This window comes from Flagellimonas amphidinii (assembly GCF_013090115.1).
In the GTDB taxonomy this organism is placed as follows: Bacteria; Bacteroidota; Bacteroidia; order Flavobacteriales; family Flavobacteriaceae; genus Flagellimonas; species Flagellimonas amphidinii.
On sequence record NZ_JABFNN010000017.1, the window covers coordinates 55,629 to 74,342 of the forward strand.

Here is an 18,714-nt window from a genome sequence, read left to right on the forward strand (position 1 = left end):
TATATTTGCTTGTTTTGTTTAATGAGTGAGCAAAAATAGGATAAAATCCATTCATGTCTAAAGTTAAGTACTATTACGACCCAGATACACTTTCCTATCGGAAAATAGAACCGAAAAAGTCAAGGAAATATCGAAATCTTTTCTTTTTTCTACTGGGGTCTGCATTGTTTGGATTACTTGGCCTTATCATTCTTTTGAACACCAGTTGGCTTAATACTCCTCGAGAACTTTCTTTGGAAAGGGAAGTACAGAACTATGAGCTTCAGTTTGATATCCTCAACAAAAAAATGGGGCAAATGGAGCAGGTATTGGGCAACATTGAGGACAGGGACAATAATATCTACCGACTCTATTTTGAAGCGAACCCCATTCCTGAAGAGCAACGCAGAGCCGGTTTTGGAGGAATCAATCGTTATAAATCCTTAGAAGGGTTCAATAATTCAGAAATTATTATTGACGCCACCAAACGATTGGATATCATTCAAAAGCAAATGGTCATTCAATCCAAATCTTTGGATGAAATTGCCAAATTAGCTGAAGAAAAAGAAAAATTATTGGCTTCCATTCCTGCCATCCAACCTGTACGGAATGAGGACCTTACCAGAATGGCCTCTGGTTTTGGATGGCGTTCCGACCCTTTCACCAAAGCACGGAAAATGCACTATGGAATGGACTTTACAGCTCCTAGGGGTGTTCCTGTTTATGCCTCTGGAGATGGTAAAGTGACAAGAGCAGACAATAAAGCATCAGGATTTGGAAAACATATTCGCATCGATCACGGCTATGGGTATTTGACCATCTACGCGCATTTGAGCAAGTATAATGTAACTGTTGGACAAAAGGTAAAGCGAGGTGATCTTATCGGTTTTGTTGGAAACACCGGTCGTTCCCAAGCTCCACATTTGCACTACGAAGTTCACAAAGACGGAGAGCGTATCAACCCCATTAACTTCTACTACGGAAGTTTGACGGCAGAAGAGTTTGAAAACATGCTCAAGTTTGCCAATCAAGAGAATCAATCCTTGGATTAATGCACATAGATCTTCCCGAAAAACGATATTATGGCATTGGCGAAGTGGCGAAAGCCTTTGGGGTCAATACTTCTTTGATACGTTTTTGGGAGAAGGAGTTTGATGTACTTCAACCTAAAAAGAATGCCAAGGGCAACCGGAAATTCACTCCACAGGACATCAAAAATCTACAATTGATTTACCATTTGGTCAAAGAACGTGGATTCACCTTGGAAGGAGCCAAAACCCACCTCAAAGAGGAAAAGCAAAAAACGCTATCCAATTTTGATGTGATTCAAAAGCTGCAAAAAGTAAGGGCCGAACTCTTGAAAATAAAAGAACAACTATAATAATTACTATAAACACAAAACCTTAGAAAATGAAAAAAGGAATTCTTGCCATCATCATTTTGATAGTCCTGGCTGTTATTCTTGGAAGCTGGTATGTAAGAACCAACAATACACTTGTAGATATGAAAGGCCAGGCCACCAAACAATGGGCCAATGTGGAAAGTTCATACCAGCGTAGGAGCGATCTTATCGGAAATTTGGTAAAAACTGTTCAAGGGGCTGCAGATTTTGAGCGTGAAACATTAACTGATGTCATTGAAGCTCGTGCCAAAGCCACTTCCACCACCATTGATGCCAACAATATTACAGCAGAACAATTGGCTGAATTTCAACAAGCCCAAACAGGGCTTTCCTCTGCTCTTTCCAGGCTTTTGGTCACGGTGGAACGCTATCCTGACCTAAAGGCCAATCAAAATTTCTTGGAGCTTCAATCGCAATTGGAAGGAACTGAAAATCGCATCAATGTAGAAAGAAATCGATTCAACAATTTGGCTGGAGAGTACAATATCAAAATAGAAAAAATCCCAACCAACATTATCGCAAGCATTGCCAATTTTGACCCATTGGCATTGTTCAGTTCCAACCCAGGTGCGGAAAACGCTCCAGATATCAATTTCGATTTTGATTAACCCATGTCGCAGGTAGAGGAATTTTTAACAGTTGAAGAGGAGCAAGAAATTGTCAGTGCAATTGTTGAGGCAGAAAAAAATACCTCAGGGGAAATCCGTGTACATATTGAAGCAACTGCAAAAATTGACCATTTCAGCAGGGCACAGCAGATTTTCCACATTTTAAAAATGGACAATACCAAAGATGGAAACGGGGTTTTGATCTATGTTGCAGTGGACGACAAAAAATTTGTAATCTATGGAGACACCGGCATTGATAATGCTGTCCCAAAAGGATTCTGGGATGGCACTAAAGATGTAATTTCATCCCATTTTAAAGAAAGTCAGTTTAAAAAGGGGATTATTGAAGGTATTCTAAGAGCTGGAAAGGAATTGCAGAATCATTTTCCGTGGGACCATAACGACACCAATGAATTGAACGATGCCATATCCAAAGGTTAATTTGCTTATTGCCTTTTTGTTCGTTTCCTTTTGTTGGGGACAGTTCACTATTCCTGAAAAACCACAAAAACAGACTAGCGTCTATGACTATGTGGATTTACTCCCGGCTTCGCAAACCAGAGCTTTGGAGCAAAAGCTTATTCGATACTCTGACAGCACATCAACGCAAATAGTGGTGGCAATCATAAGTTCCACCGAGGGGGAAAATATTAACTTCTTAGGAGCACAATGGGGTCAAAAATGGGGGATTGGACAAGCAGGAAAAGACAACGGTATTTTAATCCTCCTTGCTAAGGACGACCGTAGAATTGCCATCAATACCGGTTATGGCGTGGAAGGTTCTCTAACAGATTTAATGTCTAAACGAATCATTGAGTCTGTAATCATCCCAGAATTCAAATTAGGGGATTATTATGGTGGATTGAACAAAGGGGCCGACGCTATTTTTCAAGTGCTGAATGGCGAATTCAAAGAAGAACGCACTTTTGGCAATGGGGAAGAATTTCCCTTGAAGTCTTTGTTGCCCATTATAATCTTCATCATCATTTTAATCATCCTTTCCCGAAGAAACAGAAATAATAGAGGAGGTAGAGGCTCTGGAGGTAATCGAAAAGGAATGGACATCTGGGACATGATCATCCTTAGCAACATGGGAAGAAGTTCTGGGTCTTCCGGTGGCTTTGGAGGTGGTGGATTCGGAAGCGGAGGCTTTGGGGGCGGCTTCGGCGGAGGTGGTTTTGGCGGCGGCGGCGCCTCAGGAGGCTGGTAATACCGTACTACTTTCGCAACCTTTGGACGAAATGCCATCTAATGGAAAACTCTCGCCATGAAAAAAGTTTTCATCCCCTTTATCTTGCTAGTGACTTGTTTTACAAGCTGCCTCAACGATGATGATGTCATAGATTGTAGTACAGTGCTATGCGAAGCTTCTTCAGGATTTTACCTGGAAATCATTAAAAATGGAGAAGATGTATTTGCCAATGGCACCTATACCAAAGAAGATGTGAGTATTGTAGGTCAGGATTCCGAGGACCTTATCATAGATGTTTTGACCGACCTTCCTGGCAAAACAGAAGCCTTGTTAAATTTCATTAATGTGAATTGGTCTAAGGGGCCATATGAATATACTATCAACTTAGGAACCGAAGATTCCTTTCAAATTACAGGAGAATTTGCACAAGAAGGGAAGGCCTCGGATTGCTGTGGAATCCTTGTATTCGTAGAAACCATAGCCATCCAAGGTGCTTCGATAACGGATGAAAGCGGTATCTACACGGTCACTTTGGACTAATTCAGTCCAAAATTCACTCTATGGGCGAGCTATGGGTAGCGATAGCCTTTATTATTCCATCCTTTTTTTGGTAGACATCAGTAAATCGAAGTCGAAGAATTGTCGTATCCAACTTTGCACTATCCAAAATAGCCATGGTCTCGCTGCCTCTTACCACAGCTATATCCCCGTACAAGCGAACATCCAAATTTTCGTACTTGATTTCATCAAAGGAATAATCCGCAGCACTAAATTCTTCTATCGTTGCCATTTTGTTTGAAGTAGAGCCATCTGGTGACCCAGAATATTCCCAAGTATCGTCCAATACATCATTCAACTTGTCTGCATTTCCTTTGAGGTAGGCATCGGTCCACCCGTGCAATAATTCCAGTGCTTCTTCTTTAGTGATTTTTTCTTCAGCTTGCGTTTCTTCTTTTGGTGTTTTTACTTGGTTACAACTAGCAAGCATAGCCATGCAACCAAGACAAAAAATAGTTTTTTTCATGATTAAGGTGAAATTGGTATTTAGGTTAGTCAACTTTTCTATAAAAAATCTTGCTTACAATTTTCCACTCCCCATCAACTTTCAACAAATTCATAAAATCTATAAAAGTAAAATCCGGATACTCTATTTCCAATCGAGCATTCGCCGCATTACCCGCTATAGTAATATCTGCAATTCTTGTTTTCCGGTTCTGCTTTGGACCAGGTTTCATTCCCTTTCCAAAAAACTCCAATGCATTCACCTCTTTGTACCCTTCACCACTAATAAATTTCATGGTGGCAGTTTCATGAAATGCTTTTTTTAGAGTTTCAAAATCATTATTGGTACCACCATCTAAATAGAAGTTTACAGTTTTTTCCACTAATTGGTAATCAGATTCTTGAGCGGTAATGGTTCCAAAAAAAGTTGTTGCTAAAATCAACAAGATGAAATTTTGTTTCATGATGTAGTAGTTTTTTGATTGTTTTTGATGATTTCAAGATATTGTTTTTAAATCCGAAATATATAAGGCGAAATCATAAATATTTCCTAAGATTTAATCTATTTCTTTGCTATTGTTCGTAAATCCAAACAAACCATTCATACATCCAAAAGCCCCTCCTTCCTAATTTTGACTATCTTGGTTATGGCTAATATTATCTGTATCATAAACACTCATTTTTACCATGACAAGGTCTCTCAAATTTCTTCTGGTTTCTCTGCTAATCGTAGTGGTTTCCTGTAAAAAGAAAGCTCCCGAATCAGAAACTGACAATCTTTTTAAGTTTAAGGATTATATTAGTTCCCATACCCATGGCAACCAAAGTATAGCCTCTCCGATTACCATCATTTTGTCCCAACAACTGGAACAATTTGAACTGACTCAGGAGCTTCCATCGGAATACCTTAAAATTTCACCAAAAGTTGATGGGAAATTATCCATAGAAAATGGCAGGGAACTTCATTTTCAACCTGCTGCATATTTAAATTCAGATACGGAGTATGTTGTAACACTCGCCCTGGACGAACTTTTTGAGGACATTGAAAAGGATTTCAAAAAATACACCTTCAGCTTTAAGACCATAACACCCAACTTCAAAATAAATCTTGGAAATCTACAATCTTACAGTAAAGATTGGCAGTATTTGACAGGAACCTTGAATGCTTCGGACATTCTGGATGGATCAAAAATCAATACCACCATCGCTGTACAACAAGGTGATAAATCCATTCCCATACAATGGGACAATACCGAACAGGATGCTCAATATTTCAGTTTTAAAATAGATAGTATTTCTAGAAAAACCGAGGACAGTGAGTTGATCATTTCATGGAACGGAAAAGAATTTGGCGTAGAAAACGAAGGCTCTGAGACCTATCCTATTCCTGGAAAAAACAAGTTTGTGGTCATGGATGCCAAGACTTCCTCAGCTCCAAACGCAGTACTTACACTCAATTTTTCAGAACCACTTAAGCAAAATCAGAACCTGAATGGACTGGTAACGATTGAAAATGCCAACAGCCTCCGTTATGAAATTGATGGCAATGTGCTCCGAGTTTACCCTTCCAACCGTATTCTAGGCGAAGTGCGTGTCAATATCCACGAAGGCATCAAAAGTGAATATGGTTTTACACTTAAAAACATGTTTTCGGAATTGGTCTCTTTTGAACAATTGAAACCCAATGTCCGATTGATTTCCAAAGGAACCATTCTTCCCAATGCCTCCTCCACTCCTATTTATTTTGAAACAGTCAATCTTTCTGCAGTTGAAGTTCGAGTGATTCAGGTATTTGAAAATAACATGCTGCAATTCCTTCAGAACAACAACCTCACCCAAGAATACAACTCGGATTTACGCCCGGTGGGAAGAAGAGTTGCATACAAAGTAATTTCCTTGGATAATGCCGGTGAGGGGAACAGCAGTTATTGGAAGGCGCATGCTTTGGATTTGTCAGAATTGATCAACATACATCCTGGTTCATTGTATCGGGTGGAATTTAGCTTTAAAAAGGAGCACACCACCTACGATTGTGGCAATTCTTATAACGCCGAAGACACAACCGAAGAATACGCCTCGCAAAATTCTTCTGATGAATCTTTGGAAGAACGCTATTGGGACAATGAAATCTATTACTGGAGAAACTACAATTACAACTGGGAGGAACGCGATAATCCTTGCCACGAGGCCTACTACAATGATAATCGTATCGTTACCACCAACCTTTTGGGAAGCGATTTAGGACTTATCGTAAAAAAGGGAAACAATAGAACGTATCATTTTAGTGCCACCAATCTCCTTACCACAAAGCCTGAAGAAAACACTAGCATCAAACTTTACAATTACCAGCAACAACTACTGGGAGAAATAACAACCGATGCCTCTGGTTTCGGAATTTACGACGGAGAAAAAACAGTAGCTTTTGCCGTAGCCGAAAAAGACAACAATTTCGCATACGCCAAGCTGACCGATGGACATGCCTTGTCCATGAGTAAATTTGATATTTCTGGAGAGCAATTACAAAGTGGCCTACAAGGTTTTCTCTATACGGAAAGAGGCGTGCACAGGCCAGGAGATACCGTACACCTTACTTTTGTATTGGATGATTCTGGGAATCCCCTTCCGGAAAATCATCCGGTAAGCCTGGAAGTCACCGATGCCCGTGGCAAATTAGTGCAGCGCAACGTAATCAAAGAAGGTTCTGTTCCCGTATCTGATAATCTTTATGCAAAAAAAGAAAAAGGATTTTACTATTTCCCCATTCCTACGGATTCCAAAGCACCAACTGGAACTTGGAATGCCAAAATTGTGGTAGGTGGAGCTGAGTTCAACAAAAGTCTCAAGATTGCCACGGTAAAGCCCAACAGGCTAAAAATGGATGTTTCCTTCGAGAAGGAAGTATTGCAGGCCAACACCAGCAACAAAGGAAAAGTAACAGTACAATGGTTACATGGTGCACCCGCCAGAAACTTGAAAATCGATATCAATGCCCAGTTGCGACAGGCTTCAAATGCGTTCCATAAATTCAAGGGTTATACCTTTCAAGACCCGGTACGTTATTTTTCTGAAACGGAATTGCAATGGATTTCCTCTAAATTGAACGATAATGGGATTCTGGACATCAACGAAAAAATCAATGTCAATAAAAACGCCCCTGGAATGCTCCAAGCCACCTTTACCACAAAGGTTTTTGAAGGAGGAGGGGATTTCTCCATCGATGTTTTTTCCAAAAATCTAGCCCCCTTTACCCACTTTGTGGGGCTTCGTTCTCCAAAAGCCAAACAATACGGTTCTTTTTTGACCGATGAAAACAATACGTTTGATTTAGTGACCGTGGATGACCAAGGAAATCCATCTGGAAACCGAAAACTAAAGGTGCAGGTCTTTAAGATTGAATGGCGCTGGTGGTGGAACCGGGGGTATGATAATCTCTCCCGATACGAAAATGCCACTGTGCATCGTCCGTTCAAAGAAATGACCGTTACCACAGGCTCTGATGGCAAGGCAAATTTCAACCTTAACATTCCTGACGATGACGGAGGTCGTTTCCTCATTCGGGTCATCGACCAAGTTTCTGGTCATGCCACAGGGCGCACAGCATACTTTTACCGAAATTGGTGGAGAAGACCAGCTTCGGGGGATGCAGAAAGTTCTAAAATCCTCATTTTCTCTGCGGATAAAGAAAAATATCAACTCGGTGAAGAAGCCATTGTGACTTTCCCTTCTGACAGAGGTGGACGGGCACTGCTCAGCATTGAAAACGGCACCGAAGTATTATCACAACAATGGGTTGAAACCTCGGCTAAGGAAACCAAGGCCTCCATTCCGATAACTGAGGAAATGGCTCCAAATGTCTATATCAACATTTCGCTGTTACAACCCCACGGACAGGTAAAGAACGATTTACCCATCCGTTTGTATGGCGTTGTACCCTTGTTGGTTGAAAATCCGGCTACCATTCTACAACCAGAATTGCAAATGCCCAAGGTTCTGGAACCTGAAAAATCGTTCAAGGTCACCGTTTCAGAGGCCAACGACAAGCCCATGACCTATTCTTTGGCCGTGGTTGATGAAGGTCTGTTGGATTTGACCCGTTTCCAAACCCCGGATATCCATAGTTCCTTTTATGCCAGACAAGCATTGGGTGTAAAAACCTTCGACATTTTTGATGATGTTATGGGTGCTTACTCCATCAGCGTGGATAATATTTATGCTATTGGAGGTGGTGGTATCGGGCAAGGTGCCAAAAACAGAAAAGCACAGCGCTTTAAACCTGTTGTCACCTATTTAGGTCCATTTTCCTTGAAAGCAGGAGAAAAAGCATCACACACCATCAATATGCCCAATTATGTGGGTTCCGTCCGTACAATGGTCATAGCCGGAAATCAGCATAGTGCCTATGGCAATACCGAAGCTACCACTCCAGTTCGCAAACCTTTAATGGTACTGACCTCTATCCCCAGAAAATTGTCGCCGGGTGAAAAAGTGACCATTCCCGTGACTGTCTTTGCCATGGAAAAGAAAGTGAAAAATGTCAAAGTCTCCATTGATGCTGGCAAAGCATTGGAGCCTCTTAACGGAACTTCAAAAAACATCACTTTCAATGCTGTGGGAGAGCAAATTGTGAATTTTGATTTCAAAGTCAACCCAACCGCTTCTTTTCAAACCATAAAAGTAACTGCGTCAGGAGCAGGGGAACGTGCCAGTAGTGAAACGGAAATTGATGTGGAGAATCCCAATCCCATCACCACAAAAAGTGAATTGTATACTTTGGATGCGAATAGTTCCCAGACCATTCCGTTTGAAACCTTCGGGACTTCTGGCACCAACGAGGCATTTGTTGAATTCTCCACGCTACCTCCCATGGATTTTTCCAAACGTATGGATTATCTCCTTCGTTATCCGCATGGATGTGTGGAACAGACCACCTCTGCAGCTTTTCCACAATTGTTCTTGGCTGATGTTCTTGACATCACTTTTGAAAAGAAAAAGGAAATTGAAAAAAATGTCAAAGCTGCCATCAAAAGATTAGGAGACTTTCAAACGCCCAATGGCGGACTAAGTTATTGGCCCGGTTACGGAAATGCTGATGATTGGGGCACTTCCTACGCAGGTCACTTCATGTTGGAAACCAAACAACAAGGTTATCAACTGCCATTGACTTTCTTGAGCAACTGGTTACGGTATCAAAAAAGTACCGCCCGTCAGTGGAGCAATCAAAATACACGGTATAATGATGACATGGCACAAGCCTACAGATTGTACACCTTGGCTTTGGCGCAACAACCGGAATTGGCTGCCATGAACCGCCTCCGTGAAACCAAAAACCTGAGCAATGAGGCCAAATGGCGATTGGCTGCCGCCTATGCACTAGTTGGCAAAAAAGAAGTAGCGAAAGAAATCGCACAAAAAGCCAACATCAACTTTGTGCCCAACAATTACAACTACAGAACCTATGGTTCTGTGTTCAGAAATAGAGCCATGGCCTTGGAAACTTTGGTGATATTGGGCGACACCCAACAGCGCGATTTGGCTATATCCTTGGCCAAAAACCTATCATCACAACGGTGGTTCAGCACGCAAGAAACTGCGTATGCGCTGCTCGCCATGGCTAAAATGGTGACTAAAAATGGGGGTAGATCCATCAATCTGACCTTTACCAACAACGGAAAAGAAGTCGCAGTAAAAACCGATAGGGCCATTGCACAGAGAGATATTACAATCACTTCATTTAAAAATGAAATCGTGGTGAAGAACAACCAAGGCAATACCATTTATGCCACATTGACCCAATCTGGAAAGCTTCCGGTGGGGCAAGAACTGGCCCAACAACAAAACCTGAACCTTTCCGTGAAGTATTTAGACGCTTCTGGAAATTCAATCGATGTGAGTCAATTACGACAAGGCACGGAACTTCAGGCCCAGATTAGGGTCTACAATAGTTCCAATGATTATGTGGATAATTTGGCACTGACCCATATTGTACCCAGCGGATGGGAAATTGTGGACACTTCGTATGTCGGAGGAAGCAATTCCAACAGCACAAAAGCGGATTATGTGGATACTAGGGATGACCGTACCCACCTCTATTTTAATCTGGGTGGTAGAAAATCCAAGACATTTACCATAAAGTTAAACGCTTCCTTCCTTGGGGATTATTATTTGCCCGGAGCACAGGTCGAAGCTATGTACGACAACAATTACCAAGCTCGAAACAAAGGACAATGGATTAAAGTAGTGCGATAATGTGATTGGAATCGACGTTTTCATTTTGAAGGCAAGGCGATTTGCCTGGAAGCATAAAATCAAGATTGGTGTTTTGGCATTTATCTTGATTTTGTGGCTGTTCTGTCTGCCCAAAAAATTGTTTAAAGACCCTACCTCTACCGTTGTGAATAGCTCCGATGGCGTTTTGATCGGGGCGCGCATTGCTGATGATGGCCAATGGCGGTTTCCACAAATGGATTCCGTTCCGGAGCGTTTCAAGCAGTGCATCTTGCTTTTTGAAGATGAATATTTTTATCGCCATCCCGGATTCAATCCCATTTCTATTGGAAAAGCCATCAAACACAACCTCACCAAAGATACCCGAAGGGGCGGAAGCACCATTACCCAACAGCTTATCCGACTCAGCAGAAAAAACAAAAGTCGGACCTATTGGGAAAAATGCATTGAAATCTTCATGGCCACCCGACTCGAATTTCGTTATTCCAAAGAAGAAATTCTTAAACTATATGCAGGTCATACCCCTTATGGTGGTAATGTTGTTGGACTGGAAACAGCAGCTTGGCGCTATTTTGGTATTCCTGCCCACGAGCTCAGCTGGGCACAATCTGCTACGCTTGCCGTTTTGCCCAACGCTCCTTCCTTAATTTTTCCAGGCAAGAATGCGGGTGACCTTTTACAGAAGCGCGATCAGCTCCTTCAAAAATTGAAGGACAAAGAAATCATTGACCCAATCACTTATGAGCTGGCCCTAGAGGAACCTCTGCCCCAAAAACCACTTCAGCTCCCCAATATTGCCCCGCATCTTACGGAGCGCATTCGAAATGAGCATCCCGGGCAACGTATTACAACCTCAATTGATAGAACATTACAATTACAGTTGAACAATTTGGCAGAAAGACACTTTCAACAACTAAAGAGCAATGAAATCCATAATCTGGCCATTTTGGTTCTGGATGTGGAAAACCGAAAGGTTTTGGGCTATGTGGGCAATTCTCCATCTGGAAAAGCACATGGAAGCTATGTGGACATCATTTCAAAAAACAGAAGTACCGGAAGTACTTTGAAACCCCTACTATTTGCTTCTCTTTTGGATGAGGGAAAGGTATTGCCCCATAGCTTGGTCAAGGACATTCCAACGGTGATCAATGGGTACAACCCAAAAAACTTTGATAAAAAACATACGGGGGCAGTACCGGCCAGCAAAGCGCTTTCTCGCTCCCTGAATGTTCCTGCCGTTCGTTTGTTGCGGAGGTATGGACTCCAAAAATTCTACAACAAACTCCATAAAATGAACTTGAAATCGTTGAACAGACCAGCTTCGCATTACGGTCTGTCCCTTATTTTGGGTGGTGGCGAAAGTTCGTTATGGGATGTTACCAAAACCTATGCTTCCCTAGCTTCAACATTGAACCACTTTGTGTCCAACTCCAGCACCTATTTTTCCAATGAATTTATAGAGCCAACTTATTTATCACAAAAAGAAATCTCCTTCGGAGAAGAGCAATTTGAGCCTCCCATTGTTGGTGCCGGCGCCATCTACAGCACTTTTCAGGCCATGTACGAGGTGAATAGACCGGAAGGGGACGAGAACTGGCACTTTTTTGATGCCGCCCAACCCATAGCCTGGAAAACGGGCACCAGTTTTGGATATAAGGACGCATGGGCGGTGGGAGTGACCCCAAAGTATGCCATTGGTGTATGGGTGGGCAATGCCGATGGCGAAGGCAGGCCCGGTCTCACGGGGATAACGGCAGCAGCACCACTACTTTTTGATGTACTAGATGCCCTTCCCCAAAGCGATTGGTTTCAAGAACCTTTTGATGATTTGGTGGAATTGGAAGTTTGCTCTCAAAGTGGCCATCGTGCTTCTGTTTTTTGTGAAAATGTGCAAAAAAAACTGGTCCCCACTCACGGAAAAAGAAGCAATCCATGTCCGTACCACCAGCAAGTGTTTTTGGATGCTTCAGAACGTTTTAGGGTAAATTCTGAGTGTTATCCCTTGGAAGATATGATTGTAAAAAATTGGTTTTCACTTCCTCCTACCATCGAATATTATTATGCCCAGTCTAATCCAAATTATAAACCTCTACCACCTTACCTAGATGGCTGTTCGGTATTGGAGAACCAGCCCATGGAATTCATTCATCCCAAAAAAAATGAGGAAATTTTGCTTCCAAAGGATTTGGGCGGCAATACAGTTACAGAAATTGTTTTTAAATTGGCGCACCAACAAGCCAATAGTACGGTATACTGGTATTTAGATGAAAAATATATTGGTATTACCACTCAATTTCATGAATTGATCTATCAAATTGAGCCCGGTGAGTACACCCTTACCACAGTAGACAACCAAGGCAATCGCATCCAACAAAACATTCAGGTGCGATTGGCCTCAGAAAGCTAGCTACTACTTTTTTCGCATAAAAATAGTAATAGGAACTCCTGTAAAATCAAAGTTTTCCCGAAGCTTGTTCTCTAAAAACCGTTTGTAGGGATCTCTAATATATTGTGGCAGGTTACAGAAAAAAGCAAATTGAGGGTAGGGTGTTGGCAACTGTGTACAAAACTTGATTTTCACATATTTCCCTTTGTAAGCCGGTGGAGGAGTTTTTTCAATAATTGGAAGCATTACATCGTTCAACTTACGGGTCTGTATCTTTTTGGAACGGTTCTGAAACACTTCCACTGCCGTTTCAATAGCTTTATAGATGCGTTGTTTGGTCAATACAGAGATAAATAGAATCGGAACATCCACGAAGGGCTCGATAACTTTTTTGATTTTGGTCGTATATTCTTTAACAGAATTGGTCTCTTTTTCCACCAAATCCCATTTGTTCACCAAAATGACAATCCCTTTGTTATTTCGTTGGGCCAGCCAAAAAATGTTCTGTACCTGTCCATCAAAACCACGGGTGGCATCCAATAGCAAAATGCAGACATCGCAATGTTCAATGGCCCTAACTGAACGCATTACGGAGTAAAACTCCAAGTCTTCCTTTACTTTGGATTTCCTCCGGATACCCGCTGTGTCCACCAAATTGAACTCAAACCCAAACCGATTGTATTTGGTATCGATACTATCCCTAGTCGTTCCAGCAATATCGGTCACAATATATCGGTCTTCACCGATCAATGCATTGATGAACGAGGATTTTCCCGCGTTGGGTCTTCCCACCACCGCAAATCTTGGGAGTTCGCTTTCTTCTTCTTCAATTTCTGGCAATACTTCCACAACGGCATCCAACAACTCCCCTGTACCACTACCATTAATACTGGACAACGGGAAATATTCGCCCAGACCAAGGGCATAAAACTCAACGGCATCAGCCTGCCTTTGGGAGTTGTCAACTTTGTTCACTGCTAAAAAGACGGGCTTATTGACTTTTCGCAACAACTTGGCCACATCTTCATCCATACCAGTAACCCCAGATTCCACATCCACCATAAAAATGATGGCATCTGCTTCATCAATGGCCAATTCTACCTGCTTGTCAATCTCTTTTTCAAAAATGTCGTCACTCCCAACCACATATCCACCGGTATCTATCAATGAAAACTCTTTTCCATTCCAATCACTTTTTCCATAATGACGGTCACGTGTAACCCCGCTTACGGCATCCACAATAGCTTCTCTGCGTTGTATCAACCTATTGAAAAAAGTAGACTTCCCTACATTGGGTCTCCCCACTATGGCCACAATAGCACTCATCAGCATGAAATTTTGGCAAAAGTACCATTTATTGTGAAGAAAAATTGATACCTTTTTTAATCAATTTCAATCAGTTATGAGCGAGCTCACCAATGAAATAGTGCTTCGACCCCGTTTTCAACTCAACTTGAAAACCGACATTGATCGCTTAAAACAAATATTTGACCAGAGTACAGAGGATCCTTTTTTGGTAAAACGGTTGGATGAGCATGTTTATATTCGCTTTCAAAAATCCAAAACCACCTTTTGGTCACCCCAACTGCATTTAGAGTTACTGTCTTTTGAGGAAGGAATAACTAAAATCCATGGAGTTTTTGGGCCCAACCCTACTTTATGGACCTTTTTCATGTTCCTTCATTTTGGTGTTGGCACCCTATTTATTATCCTAGGGGTCTTTGCTTATTCCAATTATTCTCTTGGACATGATATTACTTTTTGGCTGGCAGGGATGGTATTTTTAGTACTTATTTGGTTTGCACTGTACGCCTTTGGACGAATGGGAAAATCAAAAGGGAAGGACCAAATGGATCAACTAAAGTCTTTTTTAAAAGAACGTATCGCAAGTTTTGTCAGAATATAAAAAGCGGGGCCAATGACCCCGCTTCTAACTTAAACTTCCATATTTGGTTGTTGAGCTGGAAAAAATTTAGTTTTCGTAAAAGGTAACAGTGCCACTAACCTCATTACTGACCACAAGTAGGTCTTTTCCGGTTGGGCTATCTTCAGCATCAATTATCAAAAGGCCTTCAGGGCCTACATCACCTGAATTTTCCAAGATTTCAATAAATTCTGGAGCGTAAGGATCGGAAATATCATAAATCATAACTTGATTGTTTCTTTCCAGGCCAAGGAAAAGAATTTGTTTCCCTCCTATTTCATGGATGGTCACTGCCTCTGGTTCTGCACCTTTATCATCGCTTCTGCCATCATCACCGTTGAAAGCAGCTGGAGTCAATTCCAAAGTTTTGGTAGCAATATCATTTCCGCTATCATAGACCAACTGCCCATTACCAGACCATATAGAGAAGGAGCGTGCACCGAAACTGTATATTTCATCATAATCACCATCATTGTCAATATCACCTTGCGTCAGAGTCAATTTTAGTCTCCCTAAATTTTCATCTTCTTGTAAGGTTTCCCAATCTGGAAAAACGGTTGGATCTAAAACCACATCCTTTACACGATCCTCTTCCACAAATCCTGGATCTCCTTCATATTCTCTTGCATCACCTTCGTTAGCGGTAACGATATAATCCATTCCGTTGACTTTATAGTAAGCAATGGCATCGGGATGATAAGTTCCAAAGGCTGGCACACTGCGCAATTCTTTCTTATCATCTCTATCACTTGGATCAATCTCATTGCCTGGCAAAGAGTAATCTTTATATCCCAAAGGAAGAATGGCTTCTATTTTATTGTTACGAAGATTAACTTTGGCAACTCCATTGTTTTCTTGTAACGTAACCCATGCTGTTTTTGAATTATCGGAAATTGCAACATATTCTGGCTCTACATCCATGGCCAAAGTAGCGTTTGGTCCAAATACACGGAAACCTTGAGCTTCCAAAGCAGCCTCGTCAGCATTAAAGCTTTCAAAATCCAAAATAGTGGTTTGTTTAGCTGCAACTTTAATAATTGCAATTGATCCTTTAGGGTCAACCGTATAGTCATCATTGGGCTCACCCTCATTGGCACTAACAATGTACTTTCCATTTGGAGAGAAAGCCACCATATCTGGCAAGGCCCCTACCATATAGCTATCTTTAAGTGTATGGTCTTTTGTGTCGTAGACCTGAATGTAACCATTGCTTTGCTTGTCTTCCGCTTCCACGGCCACAGCTAGTTTACAATTGCTTACATCAACACTATTTGGTGATCCAGAGCCGATTACAATTGAGCTCAAACGAACAGGATTGCTCAAATCGGAAATGTCAAAGACTGAAATTTCATTGCTTTCCACGTTCACCACGAACAATTTGTTGGTAGACGGGTCAAAGGCAGAAATTTCTGAAGCACCATCTCCTCCAACTTGAAGGGTACTGTGAAAACTGAAATCGACCTCGACCATTTGGCCGTCATCGTCTGAATGATCGTCATCGGAACCTCCTCCGTAATAATCATCTAATTTATCACAAGAAAAGAAGGTGAATAGTAAGATTGTGGGGACTACTAGTTTTAAATAATTCTTCATTTTGCTTGGTTTAAATTTCATTTACCAAGATTTAAATTCAAAATGAAATAAACGTTAGCTAAAAGGTAAGTTAAGTTTTAGTTATTGTAACCAAAGCGCTTGAGTTGCTGGGAGTTGCTGCGCCAATTTTTATTGACCTTTACATAAAGTTCTATATGTACTTGTTTTGCAAAAAACTTTTCCAAATCCTTTCTGGCCTCTACGCCCACCCTTTTTAAGGCACTCCCTTTATGTCCGATAATAATTCCCTTTTGCGTATCGCGCTCCACCATAATTACGGAGCGAATACGGATAATATCCTCATCTTCCAAAAACTCTTCGGTTTCCACCTCTACGGAATAAGGAATTTCCTTTTTATAATGGAGCAATATCTTTTCTCGAATGGTCTCATTGACAAAAAATCGCTCAGGCTTGTCTGTTAGCTGATCTTTAGGATAATACGGTGGTCCTTCGGGCAACAATTCCAATATTCGGTTAAAAACCTCTTCTACATTAAAATTCTCCAATGCCGAAATGGGATGAATTTCTGCTTTTGGAAGTTGTTGTTGCCAATGTTGTACCTGCTGTTCCAACATTTCTTGGTCAGATGCATCAATTTTGTTGAGCAACAGCAAAACAGGGATCTTACTATTTTGAATCTTTTTGAAAAAAGCTTCATCTTTCAGGGCTTTCTCCCCAATCTCTACCATATAAAGCAATACGTCGGCATCTTCAAGAGCAGATTTTACAAAATCCATCATGGATGACTGCAATTCGTAGGCAGGTTTGATGATTCCAGGGGTATCTGAAAGAATCACTTGAAAATTATCTCCATTGACAATGCCCAATATCCGGTGACGGGTAGTCTGCGCCTTGGAAGTGATAATGGATAGTTTTTCGCCCACAAAGGTATTCATCAACGTAGATTTGCCTACGTTGGGATTACCAATGATATTTACAAAACCAGCTTTATGCACCATCTTTTTTCATTTTAGAAAAATAAATTTTCGCTTGGGCATTCACCTTTGGTGCCAATAGCAATACAGCAATCATATTAGGTATCACCATAAGGGCATAAGATAAGTCTATTAGGTTTTTAACCAGTTCAAGCGAGGCCACTGCCGCAAAAACAATCATAATCACAAAATAATGGTTATAGAACCTTCCAATTTTGGCATTGGTCAAAAAGGAAAGACACTTTACGCCATAATACGAATAGGTAAAGAGAGTTGAGAGGGCAAAAGCTGCAACAATGATCATGAGTAAATCATCTCCAAATCCGAACAGTGTCGTCCTAAAGGCTTTTAATGTCATGACAATGCCACTAGAATCATCCAAATAGGCGCCACTCAAAATAATGACTACTGCTGTAAGTGTGCACACTATAATGGTATCGATAAAAGGACCTAACATAGCTACAAGACCCTCACGTATGGGTTCATCATTTTTTGATTGACCATGGTACATTGGAGCACTACCAAGACCGGCTTCATTGGAGAACATGGCCCGTTTCACCCCAATTATGACCAATCCCCAAAAGCCTCCCGTAACCACTGTTTTAAAATCCCACGCTTCGGAAATAATTAATTTCAATGCCGGTAATACTTGTGAAGAATTCAATACCATAACTATGACAACCGCAACCAAATATACCATCACCATAAATGGAACTATAGCCGTTGCCACTTTGGCTATTTTGGTCAATCCACCAAAAATCACAAAAGATGTTATGATGGCCAAAACAATACCAATGGTCAATTTCCAGTTGTAATCACTCATGGCAAACAACGATTCTGAAGGCTGCACCACACTCATGAATGTTTCGGTGAATTGATTGGCGGTAAAAACACCCAAGAATCCGAAAATCCCGGAAAGACAAAAGAAAATAGCCAATGGCTTGTATTTTTTGCCTAGTCCGTTTGTAATATAAAACATGGGGCCTCCTTGTAACTTTCCTTCAGAATCCTCTCCTCTAAACATAATGGATAAACTACAGGAATAAAATTTGATGCACATACCAATAAGAGCTGTCATCCAAATCCAAAACACCACTCCCGGTCCCCCATCATGAATGGCTATGGCAACTCCAGAGATATTCCCTAGCCCCACTGTTGCCGCAACTGCTGCTGACAGTGCTTGCAACGAGCTCACATCTCCTTTTGCATTTTTATCATCATATTTTCCACGGGTGATGGCAATGGCATGGCCAAAAAATCGGTAAGGAGTTAATTTAGAATAGCATATTAAGAAAAAGCCCCCTCCTATCAATAAAATGAACATGGGCCAGTTTGCCCATGAATTGGCATTCACTAAAAAGTCATTCAATACTTCCATGGGACCGAAGGTAGCCATTTCGTCCAAAAGTTTAGGCGACAGTGGGCATTTCCATGTGCTTTTTAAAACAAGAGTCTTCAAATTTGGAAG

At 41.3% G+C, this 18,714-nt stretch carries 15 protein-coding genes; 9 read left to right on the forward strand and 6 right to left on the reverse strand.

Features of this window, described 5'->3' with window-relative positions; genetic code table 11:
* Positions 1–53 precede the first annotated feature (53 nt).
* Genes HJC33_RS00670 through HJC33_RS00695 form a run of 6 tightly spaced genes read left to right on the forward strand, consistent with a single transcriptional unit; the run spans position 54 to position 3,721 of the window.
* Positions 54–1,031, forward strand: a complete 978-nt coding sequence (locus HJC33_RS00670) for a M23 family metallopeptidase (protein WP_171656862.1) — start codon at positions 54–56, stop codon at positions 1,029–1,031.
* Positions 1,031–1,360, forward strand: coding sequence for a MerR family transcriptional regulator (locus HJC33_RS00675; RefSeq protein ID WP_171656863.1), 330 nt, complete (start codon positions 1,031–1,033; stop codon positions 1,358–1,360). The genes HJC33_RS00670 and HJC33_RS00675 overlap by 1 nt, the downstream gene beginning before the upstream one ends.
* 29 nt (positions 1,361–1,389) lie before the next feature.
* On the forward strand, positions 1,390–1,989 hold the full coding sequence (locus HJC33_RS00680; protein ID WP_171656864.1) for a LemA family protein: 600 nt from the start codon (positions 1,390–1,392) through the stop codon (positions 1,987–1,989).
* A gap of 3 nt (positions 1,990–1,992) precedes the next feature.
* Positions 1,993–2,430 carry a TPM domain-containing protein gene (locus HJC33_RS00685; RefSeq protein ID WP_171656865.1) on the forward strand — a complete coding sequence of 146 codons (438 nt, stop codon included), beginning with the start codon at positions 1,993–1,995 and terminating at the stop codon, positions 2,428–2,430.
* The gene (locus tag HJC33_RS00690; protein ID WP_171656866.1) at positions 2,411–3,199 is read left to right on the forward strand and encodes a TPM domain-containing protein; all 789 of its coding nucleotides are present in this window, start codon (positions 2,411–2,413) and stop codon (positions 3,197–3,199) included. Before HJC33_RS00685 ends, HJC33_RS00690 begins: the two co-directional genes overlap by 20 nt.
* A gap of 57 nt (positions 3,200–3,256) precedes the next feature.
* Positions 3,257–3,721 carry a hypothetical protein gene (locus tag HJC33_RS00695; protein ID WP_171656867.1) on the forward strand — a complete coding sequence of 155 codons (465 nt, stop codon included), beginning with the start codon at positions 3,257–3,259 and terminating at the stop codon, positions 3,719–3,721.
* A gap of 13 nt (positions 3,722–3,734) precedes the next feature.
* On the opposite strand, the gene HJC33_RS00700 is transcribed toward HJC33_RS00695, so the two are convergent.
* Together HJC33_RS00700 and HJC33_RS00705 are read right to left on the reverse strand one after the other, a co-directional pair.
* The gene (locus tag HJC33_RS00700; protein ID WP_171656868.1) at positions 3,735–4,205 is read right to left on the reverse strand and encodes a nuclear transport factor 2 family protein; all 471 of its coding nucleotides are present in this window, start codon (positions 4,203–4,205) and stop codon (positions 3,735–3,737) included.
* A gap of 25 nt (positions 4,206–4,230) precedes the next feature.
* Entirely contained in the window at positions 4,231–4,647 is a 417-nt protein-coding gene (locus HJC33_RS00705; protein WP_171656869.1) for a nuclear transport factor 2 family protein, read from the reverse strand.
* 223 nt (positions 4,648–4,870) lie between these two features.
* Between HJC33_RS00705 and HJC33_RS00710 the strand changes: the two genes are divergently transcribed.
* Both HJC33_RS00710 and pbpC read left to right on the forward strand, forming a co-directional pair.
* Positions 4,871–10,429 (forward strand): alpha-2-macroglobulin family protein, encoded by a 5,559-nt coding sequence (locus HJC33_RS00710; RefSeq protein WP_171656870.1) that lies wholly within the window; start codon positions 4,871–4,873, stop codon positions 10,427–10,429.
* Position 10,430: 1 nt separating this feature from the next.
* Complete coding sequence (gene pbpC / locus HJC33_RS00715; RefSeq protein WP_272620892.1) at positions 10,431–12,815, forward strand: penicillin-binding protein 1C; 2,385 nt, start codon at positions 10,431–10,433, stop codon at positions 12,813–12,815.
* A 3-nt stretch (positions 12,816–12,818) separates the two neighbouring features.
* Here the strand turns inward: pbpC and der are convergent, their stop codons facing one another.
* A complete protein-coding gene (gene der / locus HJC33_RS00720) occupies positions 12,819–14,120 on the reverse strand; it encodes a ribosome biogenesis GTPase Der (RefSeq protein ID WP_171656871.1) in 1,302 nt (433 codons plus the stop codon).
* 76 nt (positions 14,121–14,196) lie between these two features.
* On the opposite strand from der, the gene HJC33_RS00725 reads away from it, so the two are divergent.
* The gene (locus tag HJC33_RS00725) at positions 14,197–14,700 is read left to right on the forward strand and encodes a GTP-binding protein (RefSeq protein WP_171656872.1); all 504 of its coding nucleotides are present in this window, start codon (positions 14,197–14,199) and stop codon (positions 14,698–14,700) included.
* Between the two features lie 66 nt (positions 14,701–14,766).
* Here HJC33_RS00725 and HJC33_RS00730 read toward each other — a convergent pair whose 3' ends face one another.
* The 3 genes from HJC33_RS00730 to HJC33_RS00740 all read right to left on the reverse strand — a co-directional run bounded on the left by HJC33_RS00730 (position 14,767) and on the right by HJC33_RS00740 (position 18,624).
* The gene (locus HJC33_RS00730; protein WP_171656873.1) at positions 14,767–16,311 is read right to left on the reverse strand and encodes a choice-of-anchor I family protein; all 1,545 of its coding nucleotides are present in this window, start codon (positions 16,309–16,311) and stop codon (positions 14,767–14,769) included.
* Between the two features lie 77 nt (positions 16,312–16,388).
* Positions 16,389–17,270 carry a GTPase Era gene (gene era / locus HJC33_RS00735; RefSeq protein WP_171656874.1) on the reverse strand — a complete coding sequence of 294 codons (882 nt, stop codon included), beginning with the start codon at positions 17,268–17,270 and terminating at the stop codon, positions 16,389–16,391.
* A complete protein-coding gene (locus HJC33_RS00740) occupies positions 17,260–18,624 on the reverse strand; it encodes an alanine/glycine:cation symporter family protein (RefSeq protein ID WP_171656970.1) in 1,365 nt (454 codons plus the stop codon). Before HJC33_RS00740 ends, era begins: the two co-directional genes overlap by 11 nt.
* Positions 18,625–18,714: the final 90 nt, after the last annotated feature.